Here is a 17,003-nt window from a genome sequence, read left to right as displayed (position 1 = left end):
TCCTCTTGGCGAAAAAGCGGGAAGGATCACTCTGCCGCAGCATCGGTGACTGCGGCGGCCGGCTGCCCGACCTCGACCGGCGGCAGGGCCGGCAGGTCGGCGTCGATGCCGATCTCGCGCCCGATGGCGGCGACGCGGCCGCGCGCCCGCTCGAAGGCGTCCGCGAAGCTCGCCGCCTTGACCCTGGGCAGCGACCACAGCGGCTGAAGCTGCAAGGCCGCCTTCACCGCCAGCCCGCCATGATGGGTGAACCAGCTCTGCAGCATAGTCCGGTTGTCCTCGCCATGGGCCGGGTCGCGCAGCAGCAGGGCGAACAGCTCCACCGCGTTGGCGAGGTTCCGTTCATAGTCGGCCTCGGCCGCCGAGATGACCGACGGGGTGGAGAAGTCGTTCTGCGCCGCGGCCACCTGCATGACGAAGCCGCTGCGGAACAGCTCGCCGACCAGCGGTTCGAAGACGAGGTTGACGGCGAAATACTGCTCCAGGAAATCGATGGCGGCACGGATATGCTCGACCGCCTCGCGGCAGGGCTGCCAGATCGGGTCGTCCAGCCAGTGCGCCTTGCCGGCGTCGAGGTCGAACCCTCCGATGTCGCTGCCGACCTCCGCCAGATAGAGCGTCAGATCCTGGGCGAAGCGCAGCTTGTAGGAGGCGTTGGTCAGGATGGCGTTGTTCACCATCTGGGTATAGCCGTAGCGTTGCGCCCGCATCAGCGCGGTTCCCAGCCCGTATTCGGCATGCTTGAAGGCGCCGACATGGTTCTGGAGCACGGCGACCCAGGCCTTGTCGAAGCGCTGGGGCGCACCGGCGCGCCGCGCGTTCTCCACGACGTTCTGGATCATGCCGACGATGGTGGACTGGCGCTGATAATGGGTGCGTTCCCATTCCTGGTCGGGCGCACGGTAGCCGTGCCAGTCCGCACATTTCAGCGCGGTCCAGTCCTTGGAATAGGTCGGGGTACCGTCGCCGAAGGAGATGATCCAGTTCTGGAGCAGATAGCGCTCCGGATCAGGCTGGACGTCGACGGTCACGTCCTCGTAATGGGTCGCCTTGCGGCCCTTCGGTTCGAAGTAATTGTAACGGCGGCTGTCGGAGCCGGGAAAGACCTTGGCCCCGGCGGCGGCAGAGGCGGTTGTGGTTTCCTGCATGGTCATCGTCGTTCCTCCCGTGTTTGCAAAAGCCCGCCTCAGTGGCCCGTCTCAGCGGGTGGCGGGGGTGAATTTGTCGAAATAGACGCGCGCGGAATCGACACCGGCCATTTGCAGGACCGGCAGCACCGCGTCGATCATCGGCGGCGGCCCGCAGGAGAAGACGTCGGCCTCCTCCGCATCCGCCATGCCGGACAGGTGCCGGCGCAGCACCTCGTGGATGAAGCCGGTCTCGCCGGTCCAGGCGTCGCCCTCCTCGGCATGCGACAGGGCGGGGATGAAGGCGAAGTCCGGCAAGCTGCGGGCGAACTCCTCGAACAGGTCGAGGTGGAACAGGTCCCTGCGGCTGCGGGCGCCGTAGAAGAGCCGCACCGGCCGCGTCTCGCCGCTGGCCGCCTGATCACGCAGGATCGACAGCAGCGGCGCCATGCCCGACCCACCGCCGACCAGGATCATCGGCCCCTCCCGCCCCTCGCGGCGGAAGCAGGTGCCGTAGGGACCGCGGACGGTCACCCGGTCGCCGACCGACAGGCCGCCGTCCAGTTGGCGCGAGAAGGCGCCGTCGGGGTATTTCTTGATGATGAACTCCAGCCGGTTGCCGTCCGCCGGCGGGTTGCCCATCGAGAAGGACCGGGTGAGGCCGATGCCGGGCAGCGTGATGTCGACATACTGGCCGGCCCAGAACTTCATCGGCTGCTCGAGATCCAGCGCGATGGCGACGATGTCGTGGGTCAGCGGCTCCACCGCCGCCAGTCGCGCATTGAAGTCCTTCACCGGAATGGAGCGGGACAGCAGATCCTCGTCGTAGTTCAGCAGTTCCACCGCCACGTCGCTGTAGGCCAGCGAACGGCAGAGCAGGATGTGGTTGCTGTCGCGCTCCGGATCGGAGAGGGCGAAGGTGGAGTATTTCAGCATCTCCACGTCGCCGTCGATCAGCAGGCATTTGCAGGCGGAGCATTGCCCCTCCTTGCAGCCATGCATCAGCGAGACGCCCTGGCGGAAGGCCGCGTCGAGAATGGTTTCCCCTTCCGCGACCTCCATTTCGATGCCGACGGGCTCCAGCCGGACGGTGTGGACGGCCGGGCTGTTGTGCAGCGCTTGTGCGGTCATGGTTTGTCGATCTCCGCGGTGTTGTCCGCCTGTGTTGTCCGCCTGTGTTGTCCGCAGGGGATCCCCGTTCCCCCCTTCCATCCGGAAAGGGGGCGGGCTCAAACAAAGGAGCGGGGAATCAGACCCGGCGGATCTTGAAGCCCTTGCGGTACTCGTCGACATGCGCCTGACGCTGTTGCGGCGTCATTTCACGCAGGGCCAGCAACGGGCTGCGGATGGTGTGGCCGCGCACATGGTCGAGCGTCCACATGTCCTTCTCCTCGAAGGACAAGTGCGGCTGGGCGACCAGCGTCTTCCCGTCGGGACGGACGAAGCCCATGTCCTGGATGGCGTCGGCGAGGTCCCAGCCGTCATAGACCTCCTCCCACTGGCGCCGGCCGGAGAAGCGGCCCATCGCCGGGGTCGGGCGGCCCTGGTATTCGGCGGCGAAGGCCTCCTTGTGGGTCCAGCGGTCGACCTCGGAGGCGTAGGTGAAGAGTTCGCCGTCGACCTCGTCGGTCGTGAAATCCTCGCGGATGACGCAGGGCACCAGGCTCGACCAGCAGCGGTGCGGATAGACGTAGCCGGTGTCGGCGAAAGTGATCGGCACGCTGCCCGGCTTGCTGAGCTTGGCGTAATTCTCCCACCAGATGCCGAACTGGTCGTACCAGCCCGGATACTTGCTCTCGAACCACTCGAAATCGCGTTCGGTCATCGCCTCGATGCGCCAGAAATTGGCCCACCAGCCGGCCGAGAAGAACTGGGCGATCTTGTGGACGTAGTTCTTCTTGACGATGCTGTCGAAGGCTTCGTGAACGTCGTCATGGTGGATCTTGATGCCGTATTTCTCCAGCGGCAGCAGGTAGGTGCGGTAGTAATCCTCGAAGATCCAGCGGTGCCACAGCTCGGCGTAGGATTCCTTGTTCTTGTCGCGGTGCTTGGTGCCGTATTCGATGATCGTGCCGATGGCGGCATCGACGATCATGTGGTTCTGCCAGAAGGAATAGCGGATGTCGCGTTCCAGCAGCAGGTGGTTGTCCGGCTCCTTCAGCACCGACATCAGCATGGAATGGCCATTGCCGATGTGGCGGGATTCGTCGCTCTGCACCGAAAGGAAGACAGTGGGCAGGGCATAGTCGCCGTTGCGCGCCGCTTCCGACGGCATGGCGACGAACAGCGTGTTGGTGAAGGCGGTCTCGGCCACGACCTGCAGATAGATGTTGGACGCGGTGATGGCGTCGCCGGTCAGGAAGGCTTCACCGAACTGCCGGCCGATGGTGGTGGCGTAACATTTGCCGAACGCCTTCTCGGTGATGTCGAAGCCGGCCGGATCGATGTAGTTCTCCATGTACCATTTCTTGAGGTTCATCTGGATCGTCGAGTGCCGGAACTCGTCGATCATCTGCATGGTGAAGCCGGTGCGCAGATCATCGCCCGGCGCCAGCTGGCCCAGCGTCGCCATCGACCGCGCCGCCGAGATTTCCGGGAAGGGGATGATCGCCAGGAACAGCTTCATCCATTCGATCCAGCGCGGTTCGACATTGCGGAACATGTCGCCGCGCAGGGCAGCGTCCAGCGCGCCGTAGACGCGGTTGTCCTTCTCCTCCTGCATCGGGAAGTAGGAGCGCAGGACCTGCTTCATCGGGTCGCGCGGTGCCTTGGAGATCTTGTAGTCGGTCGGGAAGCTCATCGCCTCCTTGACGTAGGAGGGCGTCCAGCCGAGATCGGCGACGCGGCGGGCCGCCTCGGTGATGCCGATGCCTTTCTGGCTGGTGATCTTGTTCAGCGTCAATCCATCCGGCATGTCGTCTCTCCCCATGATTTTGATGATGTTGATCCGGGCCTGAAGGATCGCGTCGGCCACGCATGCCGGATGACGGGACACCGGCAGGTTCAAGGGCGGGATTGGCCGGACCGGAACCGCGCAGCGGCGCGGCGATGAAGGTCCGCAGCTTCAGGCCGGTTGCAACCGCCGAACCGGGGCGGCTGCAACGCCCACCCCATAAAGCAACCGGCGTGCCAAAACGCCGGATCACATCGGAGAGGCGATTTTAAAGAAAGTTTGCATGACGCATTGTCTTACTATGGGACGATTTGTCGCGCCGCGGTGTCCCAAAATGAAACAGTTGGGACAGCTGGTACGGACAACACCAGCCAGAGCCCTGGGCCTAAGGCAATCGTACATGGGATGATCCGTGAACAAAGCCCCTCTCCCCTTGTGGGAGAGGGATTGGGGTGAGGGGTCGCAAATTCAATGTTTCCAAAGGCCTGCGGCCTCTGCACCCCTCATCCCAACCCTTCTCCCACAAGGGGAGAAGGACATCCGAAGCGCAACGTTGTCGCTCCGGTCTTAAATACGATTGCCCAAATCCTTATCCAGTGCGCCTTCCCAAAGCGTGGCATGCCCCTTGCTGTATCCGATCGACGGCGCCGCTCCGGCCGGTCCGATGTGCCGGCGCCCAAAGGCTTCAGCCGAGATTTCGGGAGGATTTTCAAACGATGAGGCATGCGATGCACGCGAGGATGTCGCCGCACCGCTGGGTGATGTTGCTGCTCCTTCTGTCCATTCCCTTCTCGCCCTTCACGCGGACATCCGCGGCGGCGGATGGCGAGACGCTGTTCCGCCAGCAATGCGGGACCTGCCATTCGGTGAAGAAGGACGACGGACCGCGCGCCGGGCCGCCGCTCTACGGCGTCATCGGCCGCAAGGCCGGCAGCGTCGACGGCTTCGACTATTCCGATGCGCTGCGCGGTGCCGGCTTCGCCTGGGACGCCGGGCATCTGGAGCACTGGCTGACCAACTCCAACCAGTTCATTCCCGGCAGCTACATGAACTACCACCAGGACGACGACAGCGTCCGCAAGAGCATCGTCCAGTTCCTGGAAGCCAACGCCAAACGGTAACGCCCTCCCTCAACGACATTGTGGGCAACGACCTCATGGGAAGCACCATGGCCAAGATCATCCACATGATGGTGCGCGTCCTCGACGAACAGCGGTCGCTGGACTTCTACGCCAAGGCCTTCGGGCTCGAACCCGCCGAGCGGCTGGGCTTCGACGGCTTCACGCTGATCTACCTGCGCAACGCCGAAAACGACATGGAGCTGGAGCTGACCGTCAATCATGACCGCATCACGCCCTACACCCATGGCGACGGCTACGGCCACATGGCGGTGGCGGTGGACGATCTGGACGGCGAACACGCCCGGCTGTCGGCCCTGGACCTCCCGGTGACACCGGTGAAGGAGTTCGCCCCCGGCGGCACCCTGCTGGCCCGCTTCTTCTTCGTCACCGATCCGGACGGCTACAAGACCGAGGTCCTGCAACGCCACGGCCGCTACCGGTAAGTCCGGATTTCAAGAACAACCAACTCATGGGAAGGAGACGTCGATCATGCGCGTTCTCGACAAACGGACAAGGCTCAACAGGCGGAATTTCCTGAAGACCTCCGCCGCGTCGGTGGCGGCGGCCGGTGCGGTTTCCGGCGGCATGGTGTCGATCGGAGCGACCCCGGCCTGGGCCGAGGGCCTGACCGCCATCAAGCCGGACGCGGCCAAGACTTTGCTGGTGATGGTGCGCGACCTCTATCCGCACGACCGGCTGGGCGACGCCTATTACGAGAAGGCGCTGGCCTCGATGGACCAGGAGGCGGCGAAGGACGCCACCCTGGCGGGCCAGCTCAACGAAGGCGCGGTGGCGCTCGACACCGCCGCGCGCAAGCTGGGCAACGCGCCCTACGCCGCCATCAAGGCCGAGGCGGACCGCGTCGCGGTGCTGAAATCCATCGAGACCACGCCCTTCTTCCGCAAGGTCCGCGGCGACATGGTGGTCGCCCTCTACAACCAGCCGGAGGTGTGGGCGAAGCTCGGCTACGAAGGGGCGTCGGCCGAATATGGCGGCTACATCCACCGCGGCTTCGACGATCTGGACTGGATCAAGGACGCCTGACGGCCCCACCGGCTCGCATCAATGCTTGCCGCACTGAACACGCACCGAATGCCCGAAAAAAATGGGGAGGACCGAGACATGGTTGCGAAATTCGCGATGGACGACGACGGCGTCGTGGTGGTGATCGGATCGGGGGCCGGCGGCGGCACCCTGGCGAACGAACTGGCGCAGAAGGGGATCAAGGTCGTCTGCCTGGAGGCCGGCGGGCGTCACGAGATCCGGGATTTCGTGAACGACGAATGGAAGAGCTTCTCGCAGATCTCCTGGCTCGACAAGCGCACCACCTCGGGCGGCTGGCGGGTGGCGAAGGACTTTCCCAACCTGCCGGCCTGGATCGTCAAGGCGGTCGGCGGCTCCACCGTCCATTGGGCCGGCGCCTCGCTCCGCTTCCAGGAACATGAGTTCAAGACGCGCACGACCTACGGCGCGGTGGAGGGCGCCAACCTGCTCGACTGGCCGGTGACGCTGGCGGAGATGGAGCCCTATTACGACAAGGCCGAGTTCAAGATGGGGACGACCGGCACCAACGGCATCCCGCGCCTGCCCGGTAACAACAATTACAAGGTGCTGGCGGCCGGCGCCAAGAAGCTGGGCTACAGCGAGTTCCACACCGGCAACATGTCGATCAACAGCAAACCGCGCGACGGCCGCGGCGCCTGCCAGCAGATCGGCTTCTGTTTCCAGGGCTGCAAGTCGGGAGCGAAATGGTCGACCCTCTACACCGAGATCCCCAAGGGCGAGGCCACCGGCAATCTGGAGGTCCGGCCGAACGCCCAGGTGCTGAAGATCGAGCATGACGCGAAGGGCAAGGTCAACGCCGTGCTCTATGCCGACAACACCGGGGCCATGCACCGGCAGAAGGCCCGCATCGTCGCGGTCGCCGGCAACTCGATCGAAAGCCCGCGCCTGCTGCTGAACTCGGCCTCGACGATGTTCCCGGACGGGCTGGCGAACTCGTCCGGTCAGGTCGGGCGCAACTACATGCGGCACATGACCGGGTCGGTCTATGCTACGTTCGACCGGCCGGTTCACATGTACCGCGGCACCACCATGGCCGGGATCATCCGCGACGAATCCCGCTTCGACCCGCGGCGCGGCTTCGTCGGCGGCTATGAGATGGAGACTCTGTCACTCGGCGTGCCCTTCATGGCGGCCTTCCTCGATCCCGGCGCCTGGGGCCGCGACTTCAGCTCGGCGTTGGACGCCTACGACCATATCGCCGGCATGTGGCTGGTGGGGGAGGACATGCCGCGCGAGACCAACCGCGTCACCCTGCACGCGACGGAGAAGGACAAGTTCGGCCTGCCCATCCCGAACGTCAATTTCGACGACCACCCCAACGACATTGCCATGCGTACCCACGCCTACGGCCGCGGGTCGGCCGTCTATGACGCGGTGGGCGCGACACGGACCATCCACACCCCGCCCTACCCGTCCACCCACAATCTCGGCACCAACCGCATGAGCGCCAATGCCCGCGACGGCGTCGTCAACAAGTGGGGGCAGGCGCACGACGTGAAGAACCTGTTCGTGTCGGACGGCAGCCAGTTCACCAGCGGGGCGTCGGAGAATCCGACCCTGACCATCGTCGCGCTGGCGATCCGGCAGGCCGACTACATCGCCGACCAGATGGGCAAGCGCGAGATCTGAAGAAGAGGGCCGTCACAGCCGCGCTCAGAGCTCACGGCTGCGCCCGGGCCTCCTCCGCCACCCGTTCCGGCGTAATGCCGAACTGACGGTAGAGGTCCGGCGCCATATGGACGGCATAGGCACGGAATTTCGACACCGGGATGCCCCATGGGCGGCAGGCGGGGACGTCCACAGCGTCGGTCCCGGTCGCGGCGACGGCGACGGCGACGAACCGAAAGTTGGGCAATTGGCCCAGCATCCCGGTGCGGGTCGGCACCTTGTTGACGTTCAGGATGCCGGCGCCGCGCGCCCGCTCGGAGATCTCCTCGGGTGCGGTGCGGCCATGCTGCACCCACTCGTGCGGGACGGTGCAGCGCGACGTCCGCTCCCATGGTGTCGCAGTCGAGGAAGACGATGCGGTCCGTCAGCACCGCCCCGCCGCCGTGCCGTTCACGGCGTGATAGCTGCGGATCACCTGGCTGTCGTCCATCCCTCCCTCGCCCCGGCCGGAGGTGGCGAGAAACATCTGGTGGGCGACGGCGGCCAGCGGCAGCGCCGCCTTGGCGTCGCGCCCGGCCTCCAGCACGATGCCGAGATCCTTGACGAAGATGTCCACCGCGCTGGTGATCCCCGGCTCCGCCTCCAGCATGCGCGGGCCGCGGTCCTTCAGCATCCAGCTCGACGCGGAGGATCCGCTCATGATCTCCAGCAGGATGTCGAGATCGACGCCCGCCTTGGCGGCGAGCGCGAAGGCTTCCGCCACCACAGCGATGTGGACGCCGCACAGCAGCTGGTTGACGGTCTTCACCATGGCGCCCTGTCCAGGGGTCTCGCCGACATGGAAGACCTTGTCGCCCATGGCCGCCAGGATGGGGCGCACCCGCTCGACGGTGCCGGCATCGGCCGCCGCCATGATCGACAGGGTTCCGGCCACCGCCCCGACCATGCCGCCGGAAACGGGGGCATCGACGAAGCGGCGCCCGGCCGCCTCCACCCGTCCGGCGAGATCGGCGACGGCGGCAGGCGGGCAGGTGGCCATCAGGATCACCGCGGCACCGGCCGGCAAGGCTTCCAGCGCACCGTCGGTGAAGAGGACGGCGTCGGCCTGCGCGGCGTTGACCACCATCAGCACCAGTGCATCCGCGCCGTCCGCCGCCGCCGCCGCGTCGGGCGCTCCCTTCCCGCCGGCGGCCTCCAGAACCCTGACACTCTCGCCCCGCACGTCGAACCCCTGAACGGCGAAGCCTTTCGCCAGCAGGTTGCTCGCCATGGGCATCCCCATGGACCCGAGACCGATGAAACCGACTGTCGTCGTCATGTGATGATCCTTGCTGACCGACCGGTTCAACCGAGGAAACCGATCGAGATCCAGGGGAAGGCGGCGACCAGGACCAGCCCGACGGCCAATGCCGCCAGATAGCCGAGGATCGGCTTCATGCCTTCGTCCGGGCTGATCCGGCTGATGGCGCAGGCGGCGTAATATCCGACGCCGAAGGGCGGGGCGAACAGGCCGATGCCCATCGCCAGGATGACGATCATCGCATAATGCACCTCATGCACGCCGATCTGGCGGGCGATGGGGAACAGCAGCGGGCCGAACAGCACGATGGCGGGAATGCCTTCCAGCACGCTGCCCAGAACGATGAAGGCGACGATCGACACCGCGATGAACACCGGCACGCCGCCGGGCAGCTCCCTCATTGCCGTGGCCAGGGTGTTGGAGAAGCCGGACTGGGTCAGCGCCCAGGCCATGCCGGTGGCGGCACCGATGATCAGCAGGATGGCGCCGGACAGGGCGGCAGTATCGACCAGCATCGGATAAATGCGACGCCAGTCGAATTGGCGGTAGACCAGCAGCCCGGCGACCACGGCATAGACGATGCCGATGGTCGACACCTCGGTCGCCGTCGCCACGCCTTCGATCACCGCAGCGCGGATGATGAACGGCAGGGCGATGGCCGGCAGGGCGATCAGGAACGCCTTGGCGATCTCGCCCCGGCGGGCGCGGCGGACATGGGACAGATCCTCGTCCCGGTAGCGCCACCAGACCAGCGCCGCCAGCGCCACACCCAGCACGAGGCCGGGCAGCAGTCCGCCGGTGAACAGGGCGGCGATGGACACGCCGGTGACCGAGCCGATGGTGATCAGGACCAGCGACGGCGGGATGGTTTCCGTCTGGGCGCCGGTGGCGGACAGCAGGGCGACGAGATCGCCGGGCTTGGCGCCGCGCGCCTTCATCTCGGGGAACAGCACCGGCGCCACCGCCGCCATGTCGGCCGCCTTGGAGCCGGAAATGCCCGACACGAGATACATCGCGCCGATCAGCACATAGGACAGGCCGCCGCGCACATGGCCGAGCAGGCTGGCGAGGAAGCCGACCATGGCGCGGGCCATGCCGGTCATCTCGATCAGCTGGCCGAGGAAGACGAACAGCGGCACCGACAGCAGGATCAGGTGGCTCATCCCCTCGTCCATGCGGCCGACCATGACGATGGCCGGGGTCGAGGTGGCGAGCGACAGATAGCCGAAGGTGGCGAGCCCGAAGGAAAAGGCGATCGGCAGGCCGAGGAACACCATCACCCCGACGCCGACGACGAAGAAGAGCAGCAGGTTGAGGTTGCCGAGCCCGGCGAAGACCGGACCGGCCAGCACCGCGGCGCCGATGGTCGCGGCCACCGCCAGCGCCGCCCACAACACGTCCATGGCGCGGCCGACGCGGGCCAGCCGCAGCAGGGCGACCGTGATCATCAGGGCGATGCCGACCGGCAGCGCCGCCGCGCGCCAGGAATTGGCGATGTCGAGCGCCGGAGTGGTGACCCACACCTCCTCCGATGCGAATTCATAAGCGGGTTCGGCCAGCAGCAGCAGGAAGGCCAGCGCCGCGGCCATGGCGAGAACGTCGAGGAAGGCCTGGGCGCGCGGCCCCAGCATGCCGACCAGCGCCGTCATCCGCATATGCTCGCCCCGGCGCAGCGCCACGACCGAGCCGAACATGGCGAGCCAGAGGAAGAGGATGGACGCCAGCTCGTCCGACCAGATGATCGGGCTGTGGAGAAGGTAGCGCCAGATGACGCCGACCAGCAGCACGCCGACTTCGGCAAGGACGAGCAAGGCCGCGGGAAATTCCACCAGGAACCCGATGCCCCGGTCGAGGCGGTCAAGCCAGCCGGCGGCGTGGGCCGGCTGGCCGGAGGAGTGCAGTGACGCGGTCGCCGCATTGACGGGAGTGTTCATGAATGCCGACCCTTCGGATGGACGATCGGTGGACGGGACGGCCGTTCCGCAATCGCGGCGCCCCTGGAACCGGGTCCAGGGCGGGGATGCGGATCGGCCGTGTCTCAATCGACGGCAGTCTCGGCCCGGGCGGTATCAGCCCAGCTTGCCGGATACCTTCTCCAGCAGTTCCCAGGCGGTCGCGCCGTACTTGTCCTTCCACTCCGCGTAGAAGCTGGTCGAGGACAGCGCCTTGCGGAACGGCTCGCGGTCGACCGTGTGGAAGGTCAGCCCCTTGCCGGCCAGATCCTTCTGAAGGCTGTCGTTCAGGGCGGCGATGTCGGCACGCTGGTCATCGGCGGACCGGTCCAGCTCGCGGCCGACGATCGCCTGGACGTCGGCCGGCAGCTTGGCGAAGGCGCGCTTGTTGCCGAGCACCCAATAGCCGTCCCAAACATGGCCGGTCAGGCTGCAGGTCTTCTGCACCTCGTACAGGCGGGCGGTGGCGATGATCGCCAGCGGGTTTTCCTGCCCCTCGACCACCACGGTCTGAAGCGCCGAATACAGCTCGTTGAAATTGATCGGGGCGGGGGCGGCGCCGATGGCCTTGAACAGCGAGGTCAGCGCCGGTGCCGGCGGCACCCGCATCTTGAAGCCCTTGATGTCGTCGGCGGTCTTGATGACACGGGTGGACGAGGTGATGTGGCGGAAGCCGTTGTCCCAGATCTTGCCGAGCGTCATGATCGGGGTCTTGGCGATCTCCGCGCGGATGTGCTTGCCGAGGTCGCCGTCCATCGCTTGCCAGACGGCGTTGTAGTCGTTGAAGGCGAAGCCCATGCTGGTGATGCCGGACACCGGGACGAAGGTGGCGAGGATCAACGAGCTGAGATTGAAGATCTCGACGCCGCCGTTGCGGACCTGTCCCAGCAGGTCGGTATCGCTGCCCAGCTGGTTGGCGGGGAACAGCCTGATGTCCAGCCGGCCCGAGGTCGCCTCGCGGATGCGGTCGATCGCTTCCTGCGCCCGGACATTGACGGGATGGGTCGGGTCCTGCCCGGTGGCGTACTTGAACTGGAATTCGGCGGCATCCGCCGGGTATTTCAGGATGGTGACCAGCGGCATGGCGGTGGCGGCGGCCAGGACGGCGCGGCGGCTCGGGCGGAAGGTCGGCATTTTGAGCATGGTTTCCTCTCCGGAATATATTGTGGTTCAGTGGCTTCGGTCGCCGCGGAGCATGGCCGGACCTCAAGGGGATGGCCGGCCGAAAGGACCCTTGCCGGCATCCCTGACCGCTCCGACGCGTGACGCGGCGTCGGGATGCCGATTGCCATGCCGGTGTGCCGGTTCTCTGGGATCCTCGACGACGCGACGGTGGCGGTGGCGAGCACCCCATGGTTCGGGAAGGGGCGCCCGCCGCGGGCCGATCCGTTACAGCCAGCCCTTGATGCTGGCCGTCATGGCATCGGTGGAGATGCCGTAGAGATCGTGCAGGGTCGGCAGGGCGCCGGCCTTGAGGAACTCGTCGGGCAGGCCGATCTGGCGGAAGACCGGGGCGACGCCGGCGCGCAGCAGGGTGCCGGCCACCGCCTCGCCCAGCCCGCCGATGACGGTGTGGTTCTCCGCCACCACGACCATGCGGCCGGTCCGCCCGGCTTCGCGCAGGATGGCCACGGTGTCGAGCGGCTTGATGGTCGGGACGTGCAGCACGGCGACGCCGATCTTGTCGGCCTCCAGCCGCTGCGCCACCTCCAGCGCCCGCATCGTCATGATCCCGGACGAGATCACCAGAACCTCCGCGCCGTCGCGCAGCAGCTTGGCCTTGCCGAGTTCGAACTTGTAGTCGTACTCGTCCAGAACCAGCGGGACGTTGCCGCGCAGCAGCCGCATGTAGACCGGCCCATTGTGGGCGGCCATGGCGGGCACCACCTGCTCGATCTCATGCGCGTCGCAGGGGTCGATCACCACCATGTTCGGCATGGCGCGCATCAGCGCCAGATCCTCCGCCGCCTGATGGCTGGGGCCGTAGCCGGAGGTCAGGCCCGGCAGGGCGCAGGCGATCTTGACGTTGCGGTTCTCCTCCGCGATCGTCTGGTGGACGAAGTCGTAGGCGCGGCGCGAGGCGAAGACGGCATAGGTGGTGACGAAGGGCATCATCCCCTCATGCGCCATGCCCGACGCCGCCCCCATCAGCAGCTGTTCGGCCATGCCCATCTGATAGAAGCGGTCGGGATGGGCCTGGGCGAAGATGTGCAGGTCGGTGTATTTGCCGAGGTCGGCGGTCATGCCGACGATCTCCGGCCGCTGCTTCGCCAATTCGACCAGCGCATGGCCGAAGGGGGCGGGCCTGGTCCGCTGCCCTTCCGCCGCGATCGAGGCGATCATGGCGGAGGTCTTCAGGCGCGGCTTGGCGGCGGGGGCGGCGCCAGTCGTGGTGACGGTGCTCATGCGGTCCTCCCGGCGTCGAGCGCGTCCAGCGCCTGTTGCCATTCGTGCGCGTCGATGCGGATGAAGTGGTTCTTTTCGCGGGCTTCGAGGAAGGGCACGCCCTTGCCCATCTTGGTGTCGCAGACGATCATCCGCGGCTTGGGCTCGGGGTGGGACCGGGCGACGTCGAAGGCGGCGACCACCGCGTCCATGTCGTTGCCGTCGATCCGCTGGACGAACCAGCCGAAGGCCTCCAGCTTGTCCACCAGCGGCTCGAATGCCATCACCTGGGTCGACGGACCGTCGGCCTGCTGGTTGTTGACGTCGACGATGGCGATCAGGTTGTCGAGCTTGTAATGGGCGGCCGACATGATGGCCTCCCACACCGAGCCCTCGTCCAGCTCGCCGTCGGAGCACAGGGTGTAGACGCGGCTGGCGGAGTTCTTGCGCTTCAGCCCCAGCCCGATGCCGACCGCGATGCCGAGGCCGAGGCCGAGCGAGCCGCCCGACATCTCCATGCCCGGCGTATAGGCGGCCATGCCCGACATCGGCAGGCGGCTGTCGTCGCTGCCGTAGGTCTCCAGCTCTTCGGCCGGGACGATGCCGGCCTCGATCAGGGCGGCATAGAGCGCGATGGCGTAATGGCCGTTCGACAGCAGGAAGCGGTCGCGCTCCTCCCAATGCGGATCCTCGGGGCGGTAGCGCATGGCATGGAAGTAGGAGACCGCCAGCACGTCGGCGATGTCCAGCGCCTGCCCGATATAGCCCTGGCCCTGCACTTCGCCCATCAGCAGGGCGTTGCGGCGGATGCGGTAGGCGCGTTCGGCGATCGGCACATTGTGCCCCAGCGGGGTGGCGTCGTGTCTTGTGTCCACGGGGAATGTCTCCGTCCGTTCGGGATCAGTGGATCAGCATGCCGCCATTGACGTCGAGCGTGGCGCCGGTGATGTAGGAGGACAGCTCGGACGCCAGGAACAGGCAGGAACGGGCCACATCGTCGGCGTCGCCCAGGCGGTTCAGCGGGATTCCCTTCAGGATTTCCGTCCGCAACTCGGCGGTCAGCTTGTCGCCGGTGATGTCGGTCTGGATCAGGCCGGGAGTGACCGAATTGACGCGGACGTTGTCCGGCCCGAGTTCGCGCGCCATCGCCTTGGCCAGACCCAGGACGCCGGCCTTCGCCGCGCTGTAATGGGGGCCGCCGAAGATGCCGCCGCCGCGCTGCGCCGAAACCGACGAGATGCAGACGATGGAGCCGGACTTGCGCTCCCGCATGTGGGGGACGACCGCCTGGCTCATGTAAAGCGTGCCGCGCAGGCTGACGTCGGTCACCGCCTCGTAGTTCTTCGGGCCGATGTCCATGAGTTTCAGCGGCTGGGTGATGCCGGCATTGTTGACCAGCACGTCGATGCGGCCGAACTCCTCGACGATGCGGCCGGCCGCGGCGAAACAGGCATCGCGGTCGGTTACGTCGCAGGCAAGGCCGCGATGCGCCTCGCCCAGCTCGGCGGCAGCCTCGGCGGCCTGGGCGGGGTCGAGGTCCAGGATGATCGCCCGCCCGCCATGCAGGGCGAAAAGCCTCGCGGTCGCCCGGCCGATACCACGGCGCGACGCGGCGCCGGTGATCACGCAGACCTTGTTGGACAGCAACATGTTCGCTCCCTCCTCTCGAAGCAGGCTCCGCCGTGGCGGCCCTGGGGATGCCGCGGCGGAGCGTCAATTTCGCTCGGTTGCAAGATTTCGATCAGGCTTTCGGACGATTCGTCCAGCCGATGATTGATTTGATCCTATGATCTTGAGATGAATTCGACAAACGAATAAGATCGCAAATACATGAACCTAATTCATCTGAAGGGTGCGATGCGAAAGCGGGTCTCGATCAAGGCTTTGCAAGCCTTCGAAGCTGCGGCTCGGCTGGGTTCCTTCGCGACCGCGGCGGAGGATCTGGGACTGACGCCGTCGGCGATCAGCCATCAGGTGAAAATTCTGGAGGAACAGCTGGGCCTGCCGCTGTTCCATCGTGTTCACCGGTCCGTCGCCCTGACCGACGCTGGCCGCAGCTATGCCGCCGAGATCATCGGCGCCTTCGCCCGGATGGAGGCCGCCACCCGCAACGTCACCACGACCGGCAGCGGCACCACCATCCTCACCGTCCGGTCGATGCCGAGCTTCGCCACGCAATGGCTGATGCCGCGGCTGAACCGGGTCAAGGCGCTGCATCCCGCCATCGACATCCGGCTGCAGGCCTCGGTCTCGCCCATCGACCTGACGGCGGGGGCGGTGGACGTCGACATCCGCTACAATCCCGGACCACCGCCCGCCGGCTGCGTCCTCGACCAGTTCCCGGAGGACATCATCGTCCCGATGTGCTCTCCCGCCCTGGCAAACGGCCTCAATCCGATCCGCGGCCCCAAGGATCTCGGCCACCATGTCCTGATCCATTCGGAGGTCAACATCGTCGGCTGGCGCGACTGGGCCCGCCGGCACCGCAACGTCCATCTCGACATGGAGCGCGGCCTGCGCTTCGACCGCTCCTTCATGGCGATCAATGCCGCGGCGAACGGGATGGGGGTGTGCCTGGACAGCCTGCTGCTGGCCCGGCAGGAGCTTCAGTCCGGTCGGCTCGTCGTCCCCTTCCCCACCCGCGGCCTGCGGGCGCAGGGGCATGGCTTCGTCACGCTGAAATCGACGGCCGCCCTTCCGAAGATCCGGCTGTTCCGCGACTGGCTGTTCGACGAGTTGGACGCCTGCCGCCAGTGGGAGGAGCAGCATCTCGCCTCGCTGGGGCCGCCGACCGCGGGGGCGCCTGAACTCTGAGACAGGACGCGCATTTTCATCGGCGCGCGGAAGAAACTCCGCCGTTCAGCGTCGGAACATGTGGCTGATCCGCGGAATCCGCCCCGGTCTGGCCCCCACCGGAGAGGGAAGGATTTTTGTCCGTGAACAAGCGTAATGGTAAGCCATAGCAAGCAAGCCAAGAGCAAAGACCGGTTCCATGGTTCGGTGGAGCAAAATCTCGTCGCAGGAAAGACCGGACCCGAACACCGTCTGCCAGAACACGTCATCGTCCATGAACATGACGTTCATGGCCCAAGCCCCGAATCGCCTACGGCCGAGATTCTCTTCGGAATAGACGATCTCTATACCGTCGTGATGGGGATATTGGAAAATCCGGTCGAGCACTCCGTGGACATCACGATGCTCCCCCTCGATGGAGACCAGGAACACTCCGCCGCACTCGATCATGAATCCGGAAACTCCAGCCTTTCTGTTGTTTCTGGCGGCAGCCAAACACAGTCTCTGGATATCGGTATAGGATAACAATTTCGTCAAATGGCTTCGGAAGACGATCTGCAGCATGCAAGCCTTCTCCACCGAAGAACGTCCAAACAATTCGGACGCTGAACAGCTCCCATCAATTTATTTCAATTGATCGCAATGTCATCGCACAAAAAGGCAGCATGGCTTCCGTGCAGAGTCGGAAACCGAAAGGGCGTATGCGCATCGTTCTTTCGGGCAGAAATGCGGTTTCGACTCCAGCGGGCCTATGCGGAA

16 protein-coding genes are annotated in these 17,003 nt (G+C 65.9%); 5 read left to right on the top strand and 11 right to left on the bottom strand.

Annotated features, from left to right (window positions below; all coding sequences use genetic code 11):
• Positions 1 to 26 precede the first annotated feature (26 nt).
• The 3 genes from JHL17_RS07455 to JHL17_RS07445 form a co-directional block, all read right to left on the bottom strand.
• Positions 27 to 1,154: an aromatic/alkene monooxygenase hydroxylase subunit beta gene (locus JHL17_RS07455; protein WP_200191625.1), complete on the bottom strand. Its 1,128-nt coding sequence runs from the start codon at positions 1,152 to 1,154 to the stop codon at positions 27 to 29.
• Between the two features lie 45 nt (positions 1,155 to 1,199).
• Positions 1,200 to 2,258, bottom strand: coding sequence for an NADH:ubiquinone reductase (Na(+)-transporting) subunit F (locus JHL17_RS07450; protein WP_200191623.1), 1,059 nt, complete (start codon positions 2,256 to 2,258; stop codon positions 1,200 to 1,202).
• 118 nt (positions 2,259 to 2,376) lie between these two features.
• Positions 2,377 to 4,041, bottom strand: a complete 1,665-nt coding sequence (locus JHL17_RS07445; RefSeq protein WP_200191621.1) for an aromatic/alkene/methane monooxygenase hydroxylase/oxygenase subunit alpha — start codon at positions 4,039 to 4,041, stop codon at positions 2,377 to 2,379.
• A gap of 707 nt (positions 4,042 to 4,748) precedes the next feature.
• On the opposite strand from JHL17_RS07445, the gene JHL17_RS07440 reads away from it, so the two are divergent.
• The 4 genes from JHL17_RS07440 (at position 4,749) to JHL17_RS07425 (ending at position 7,835) form a co-directional block, all read left to right on the top strand.
• Positions 4,749 to 5,141 carry a c-type cytochrome gene (locus JHL17_RS07440; RefSeq protein WP_200191619.1) on the top strand — a complete coding sequence of 131 codons (393 nt, stop codon included), beginning with the start codon at positions 4,749 to 4,751 and terminating at the stop codon, positions 5,139 to 5,141.
• Positions 5,142 to 5,188: 47 nt separating this feature from the next.
• On the top strand, positions 5,189 to 5,584 hold the full coding sequence (locus JHL17_RS07435) for a VOC family protein (RefSeq protein WP_200191617.1): 396 nt from the start codon (positions 5,189 to 5,191) through the stop codon (positions 5,582 to 5,584).
• A gap of 46 nt (positions 5,585 to 5,630) precedes the next feature.
• Positions 5,631 to 6,185, top strand: a complete 555-nt coding sequence (locus JHL17_RS07430) for a twin-arginine translocation signal domain-containing protein (RefSeq protein ID WP_200191614.1) — start codon at positions 5,631 to 5,633, stop codon at positions 6,183 to 6,185.
• 78 nt (positions 6,186 to 6,263) lie between these two features.
• Positions 6,264 to 7,835 (top strand): GMC family oxidoreductase, encoded by a 1,572-nt coding sequence (locus tag JHL17_RS07425; protein ID WP_200191612.1) that lies wholly within the window; start codon positions 6,264 to 6,266, stop codon positions 7,833 to 7,835.
• Between the two features lie 31 nt (positions 7,836 to 7,866).
• Here JHL17_RS07425 and JHL17_RS07420 read toward each other — a convergent pair whose 3' ends face one another.
• From JHL17_RS07420 to JHL17_RS07390, 7 genes are all read right to left on the bottom strand, one after another.
• Entirely contained in the window at positions 7,867 to 8,166 is a 300-nt protein-coding gene (locus tag JHL17_RS07420) for a Rossmann-fold NAD(P)-binding domain-containing protein (protein WP_200191610.1), read from the bottom strand.
• Positions 8,167 to 8,238: 72 nt separating this feature from the next.
• Positions 8,239 to 9,132: an NAD(P)-dependent oxidoreductase gene (locus JHL17_RS07415; protein WP_200191608.1), complete on the bottom strand. Its 894-nt coding sequence runs from the start codon at positions 9,130 to 9,132 to the stop codon at positions 8,239 to 8,241.
• A gap of 26 nt (positions 9,133 to 9,158) precedes the next feature.
• Positions 9,159 to 11,048 (bottom strand): TRAP transporter large permease, encoded by a 1,890-nt coding sequence (locus tag JHL17_RS07410; RefSeq protein ID WP_200191606.1) that lies wholly within the window; start codon positions 11,046 to 11,048, stop codon positions 9,159 to 9,161.
• A 135-nt stretch (positions 11,049 to 11,183) separates the two neighbouring features.
• Positions 11,184 to 12,209, bottom strand: coding sequence for a TRAP transporter substrate-binding protein (locus tag JHL17_RS07405; protein ID WP_200191604.1), 1,026 nt, complete (start codon positions 12,207 to 12,209; stop codon positions 11,184 to 11,186).
• 246 nt (positions 12,210 to 12,455) lie between these two features.
• A complete protein-coding gene (locus JHL17_RS07400; protein ID WP_200191602.1) occupies positions 12,456 to 13,472 on the bottom strand; it encodes a transketolase family protein in 1,017 nt (338 codons plus the stop codon).
• The gene (locus JHL17_RS07395; RefSeq protein WP_200191600.1) at positions 13,469 to 14,326 is read right to left on the bottom strand and encodes a thiamine pyrophosphate-dependent enzyme; all 858 of its coding nucleotides are present in this window, start codon (positions 14,324 to 14,326) and stop codon (positions 13,469 to 13,471) included. Before JHL17_RS07395 ends, JHL17_RS07400 begins: the two co-directional genes overlap by 4 nt.
• A gap of 25 nt (positions 14,327 to 14,351) precedes the next feature.
• Positions 14,352 to 15,101, bottom strand: coding sequence for an SDR family NAD(P)-dependent oxidoreductase (locus JHL17_RS07390; RefSeq protein ID WP_200191597.1), 750 nt, complete (start codon positions 15,099 to 15,101; stop codon positions 14,352 to 14,354).
• 180 nt (positions 15,102 to 15,281) lie between these two features.
• Here JHL17_RS07390 and JHL17_RS07385 point away from each other — a divergent pair, with 180 nt between their 5' ends.
• Complete coding sequence (locus JHL17_RS07385) at positions 15,282 to 16,265, top strand: LysR substrate-binding domain-containing protein (RefSeq protein WP_247893375.1); 984 nt, start codon at positions 15,282 to 15,284, stop codon at positions 16,263 to 16,265.
• A 45-nt stretch (positions 16,266 to 16,310) separates the two neighbouring features.
• On the opposite strand, the gene JHL17_RS07380 is transcribed toward JHL17_RS07385, so the two are convergent.
• The gene (locus tag JHL17_RS07380) at positions 16,311 to 16,808 is read right to left on the bottom strand and encodes a BLUF domain-containing protein (protein WP_200191595.1); all 498 of its coding nucleotides are present in this window, start codon (positions 16,806 to 16,808) and stop codon (positions 16,311 to 16,313) included.
• Positions 16,809 to 17,003: the final 195 nt, after the last annotated feature.

The organism is Azospirillum endophyticum (genome assembly GCF_016595245.1).
Lineage (GTDB): Bacteria > Pseudomonadota > Alphaproteobacteria > Azospirillales > Azospirillaceae > Azospirillum > Azospirillum endophyticum.
The sequence above is the reverse complement of the archived record's forward strand: the minus strand, read 5'-3'. Positions and strand labels throughout refer to the sequence as shown.

Coding starts and splice junctions, on each gene's coding strand:
- JHL17_RS07455 (WP_200191625.1), bottom strand. CDS start 1,154: ATGACCATGCAGGAAACCACAACCGCCTCTGCCGCCGCCGGGGCCAAG.
- JHL17_RS07450 (WP_200191623.1), bottom strand. CDS start 2,258: ATGACCGCACAAGCGCTGCACAACAGCCCGGCCGTCCACACCGTCCGG.
- JHL17_RS07445 (WP_200191621.1), bottom strand. CDS start 4,041: ATGCCGGATGGATTGACGCTGAACAAGATCACCAGCCAGAAAGGCATC.
- JHL17_RS07440 (WP_200191619.1), top strand. CDS start 4,749: ATGCACGCGAGGATGTCGCCGCACCGCTGGGTGATGTTGCTGCTCCTT.
- JHL17_RS07435 (WP_200191617.1), top strand. CDS start 5,189: ATGGCCAAGATCATCCACATGATGGTGCGCGTCCTCGACGAACAGCGG.
- JHL17_RS07430 (WP_200191614.1), top strand. CDS start 5,631: ATGCGCGTTCTCGACAAACGGACAAGGCTCAACAGGCGGAATTTCCTG.
- JHL17_RS07425 (WP_200191612.1), top strand. CDS start 6,264: ATGGTTGCGAAATTCGCGATGGACGACGACGGCGTCGTGGTGGTGATC.
- JHL17_RS07415 (WP_200191608.1), bottom strand. CDS start 9,132: ATGACGACGACAGTCGGTTTCATCGGTCTCGGGTCCATGGGGATGCCC.
- JHL17_RS07410 (WP_200191606.1), bottom strand. CDS start 11,048: ATGAACACTCCCGTCAATGCGGCGACCGCGTCACTGCACTCCTCCGGC.
- JHL17_RS07405 (WP_200191604.1), bottom strand. CDS start 12,209: ATGCTCAAAATGCCGACCTTCCGCCCGAGCCGCCGCGCCGTCCTGGCC.
- JHL17_RS07400 (WP_200191602.1), bottom strand. CDS start 13,472: ATGAGCACCGTCACCACGACTGGCGCCGCCCCCGCCGCCAAGCCGCGC.
- JHL17_RS07390 (WP_200191597.1), bottom strand. CDS start 15,101: ATGTTGCTGTCCAACAAGGTCTGCGTGATCACCGGCGCCGCGTCGCGC.
- JHL17_RS07385 (WP_247893375.1), top strand. CDS start 15,282: ATGAACCTAATTCATCTGAAGGGTGCGATGCGAAAGCGGGTCTCGATC.
- JHL17_RS07380 (WP_200191595.1), bottom strand. CDS start 16,808: ATGCTGCAGATCGTCTTCCGAAGCCATTTGACGAAATTGTTATCCTAT.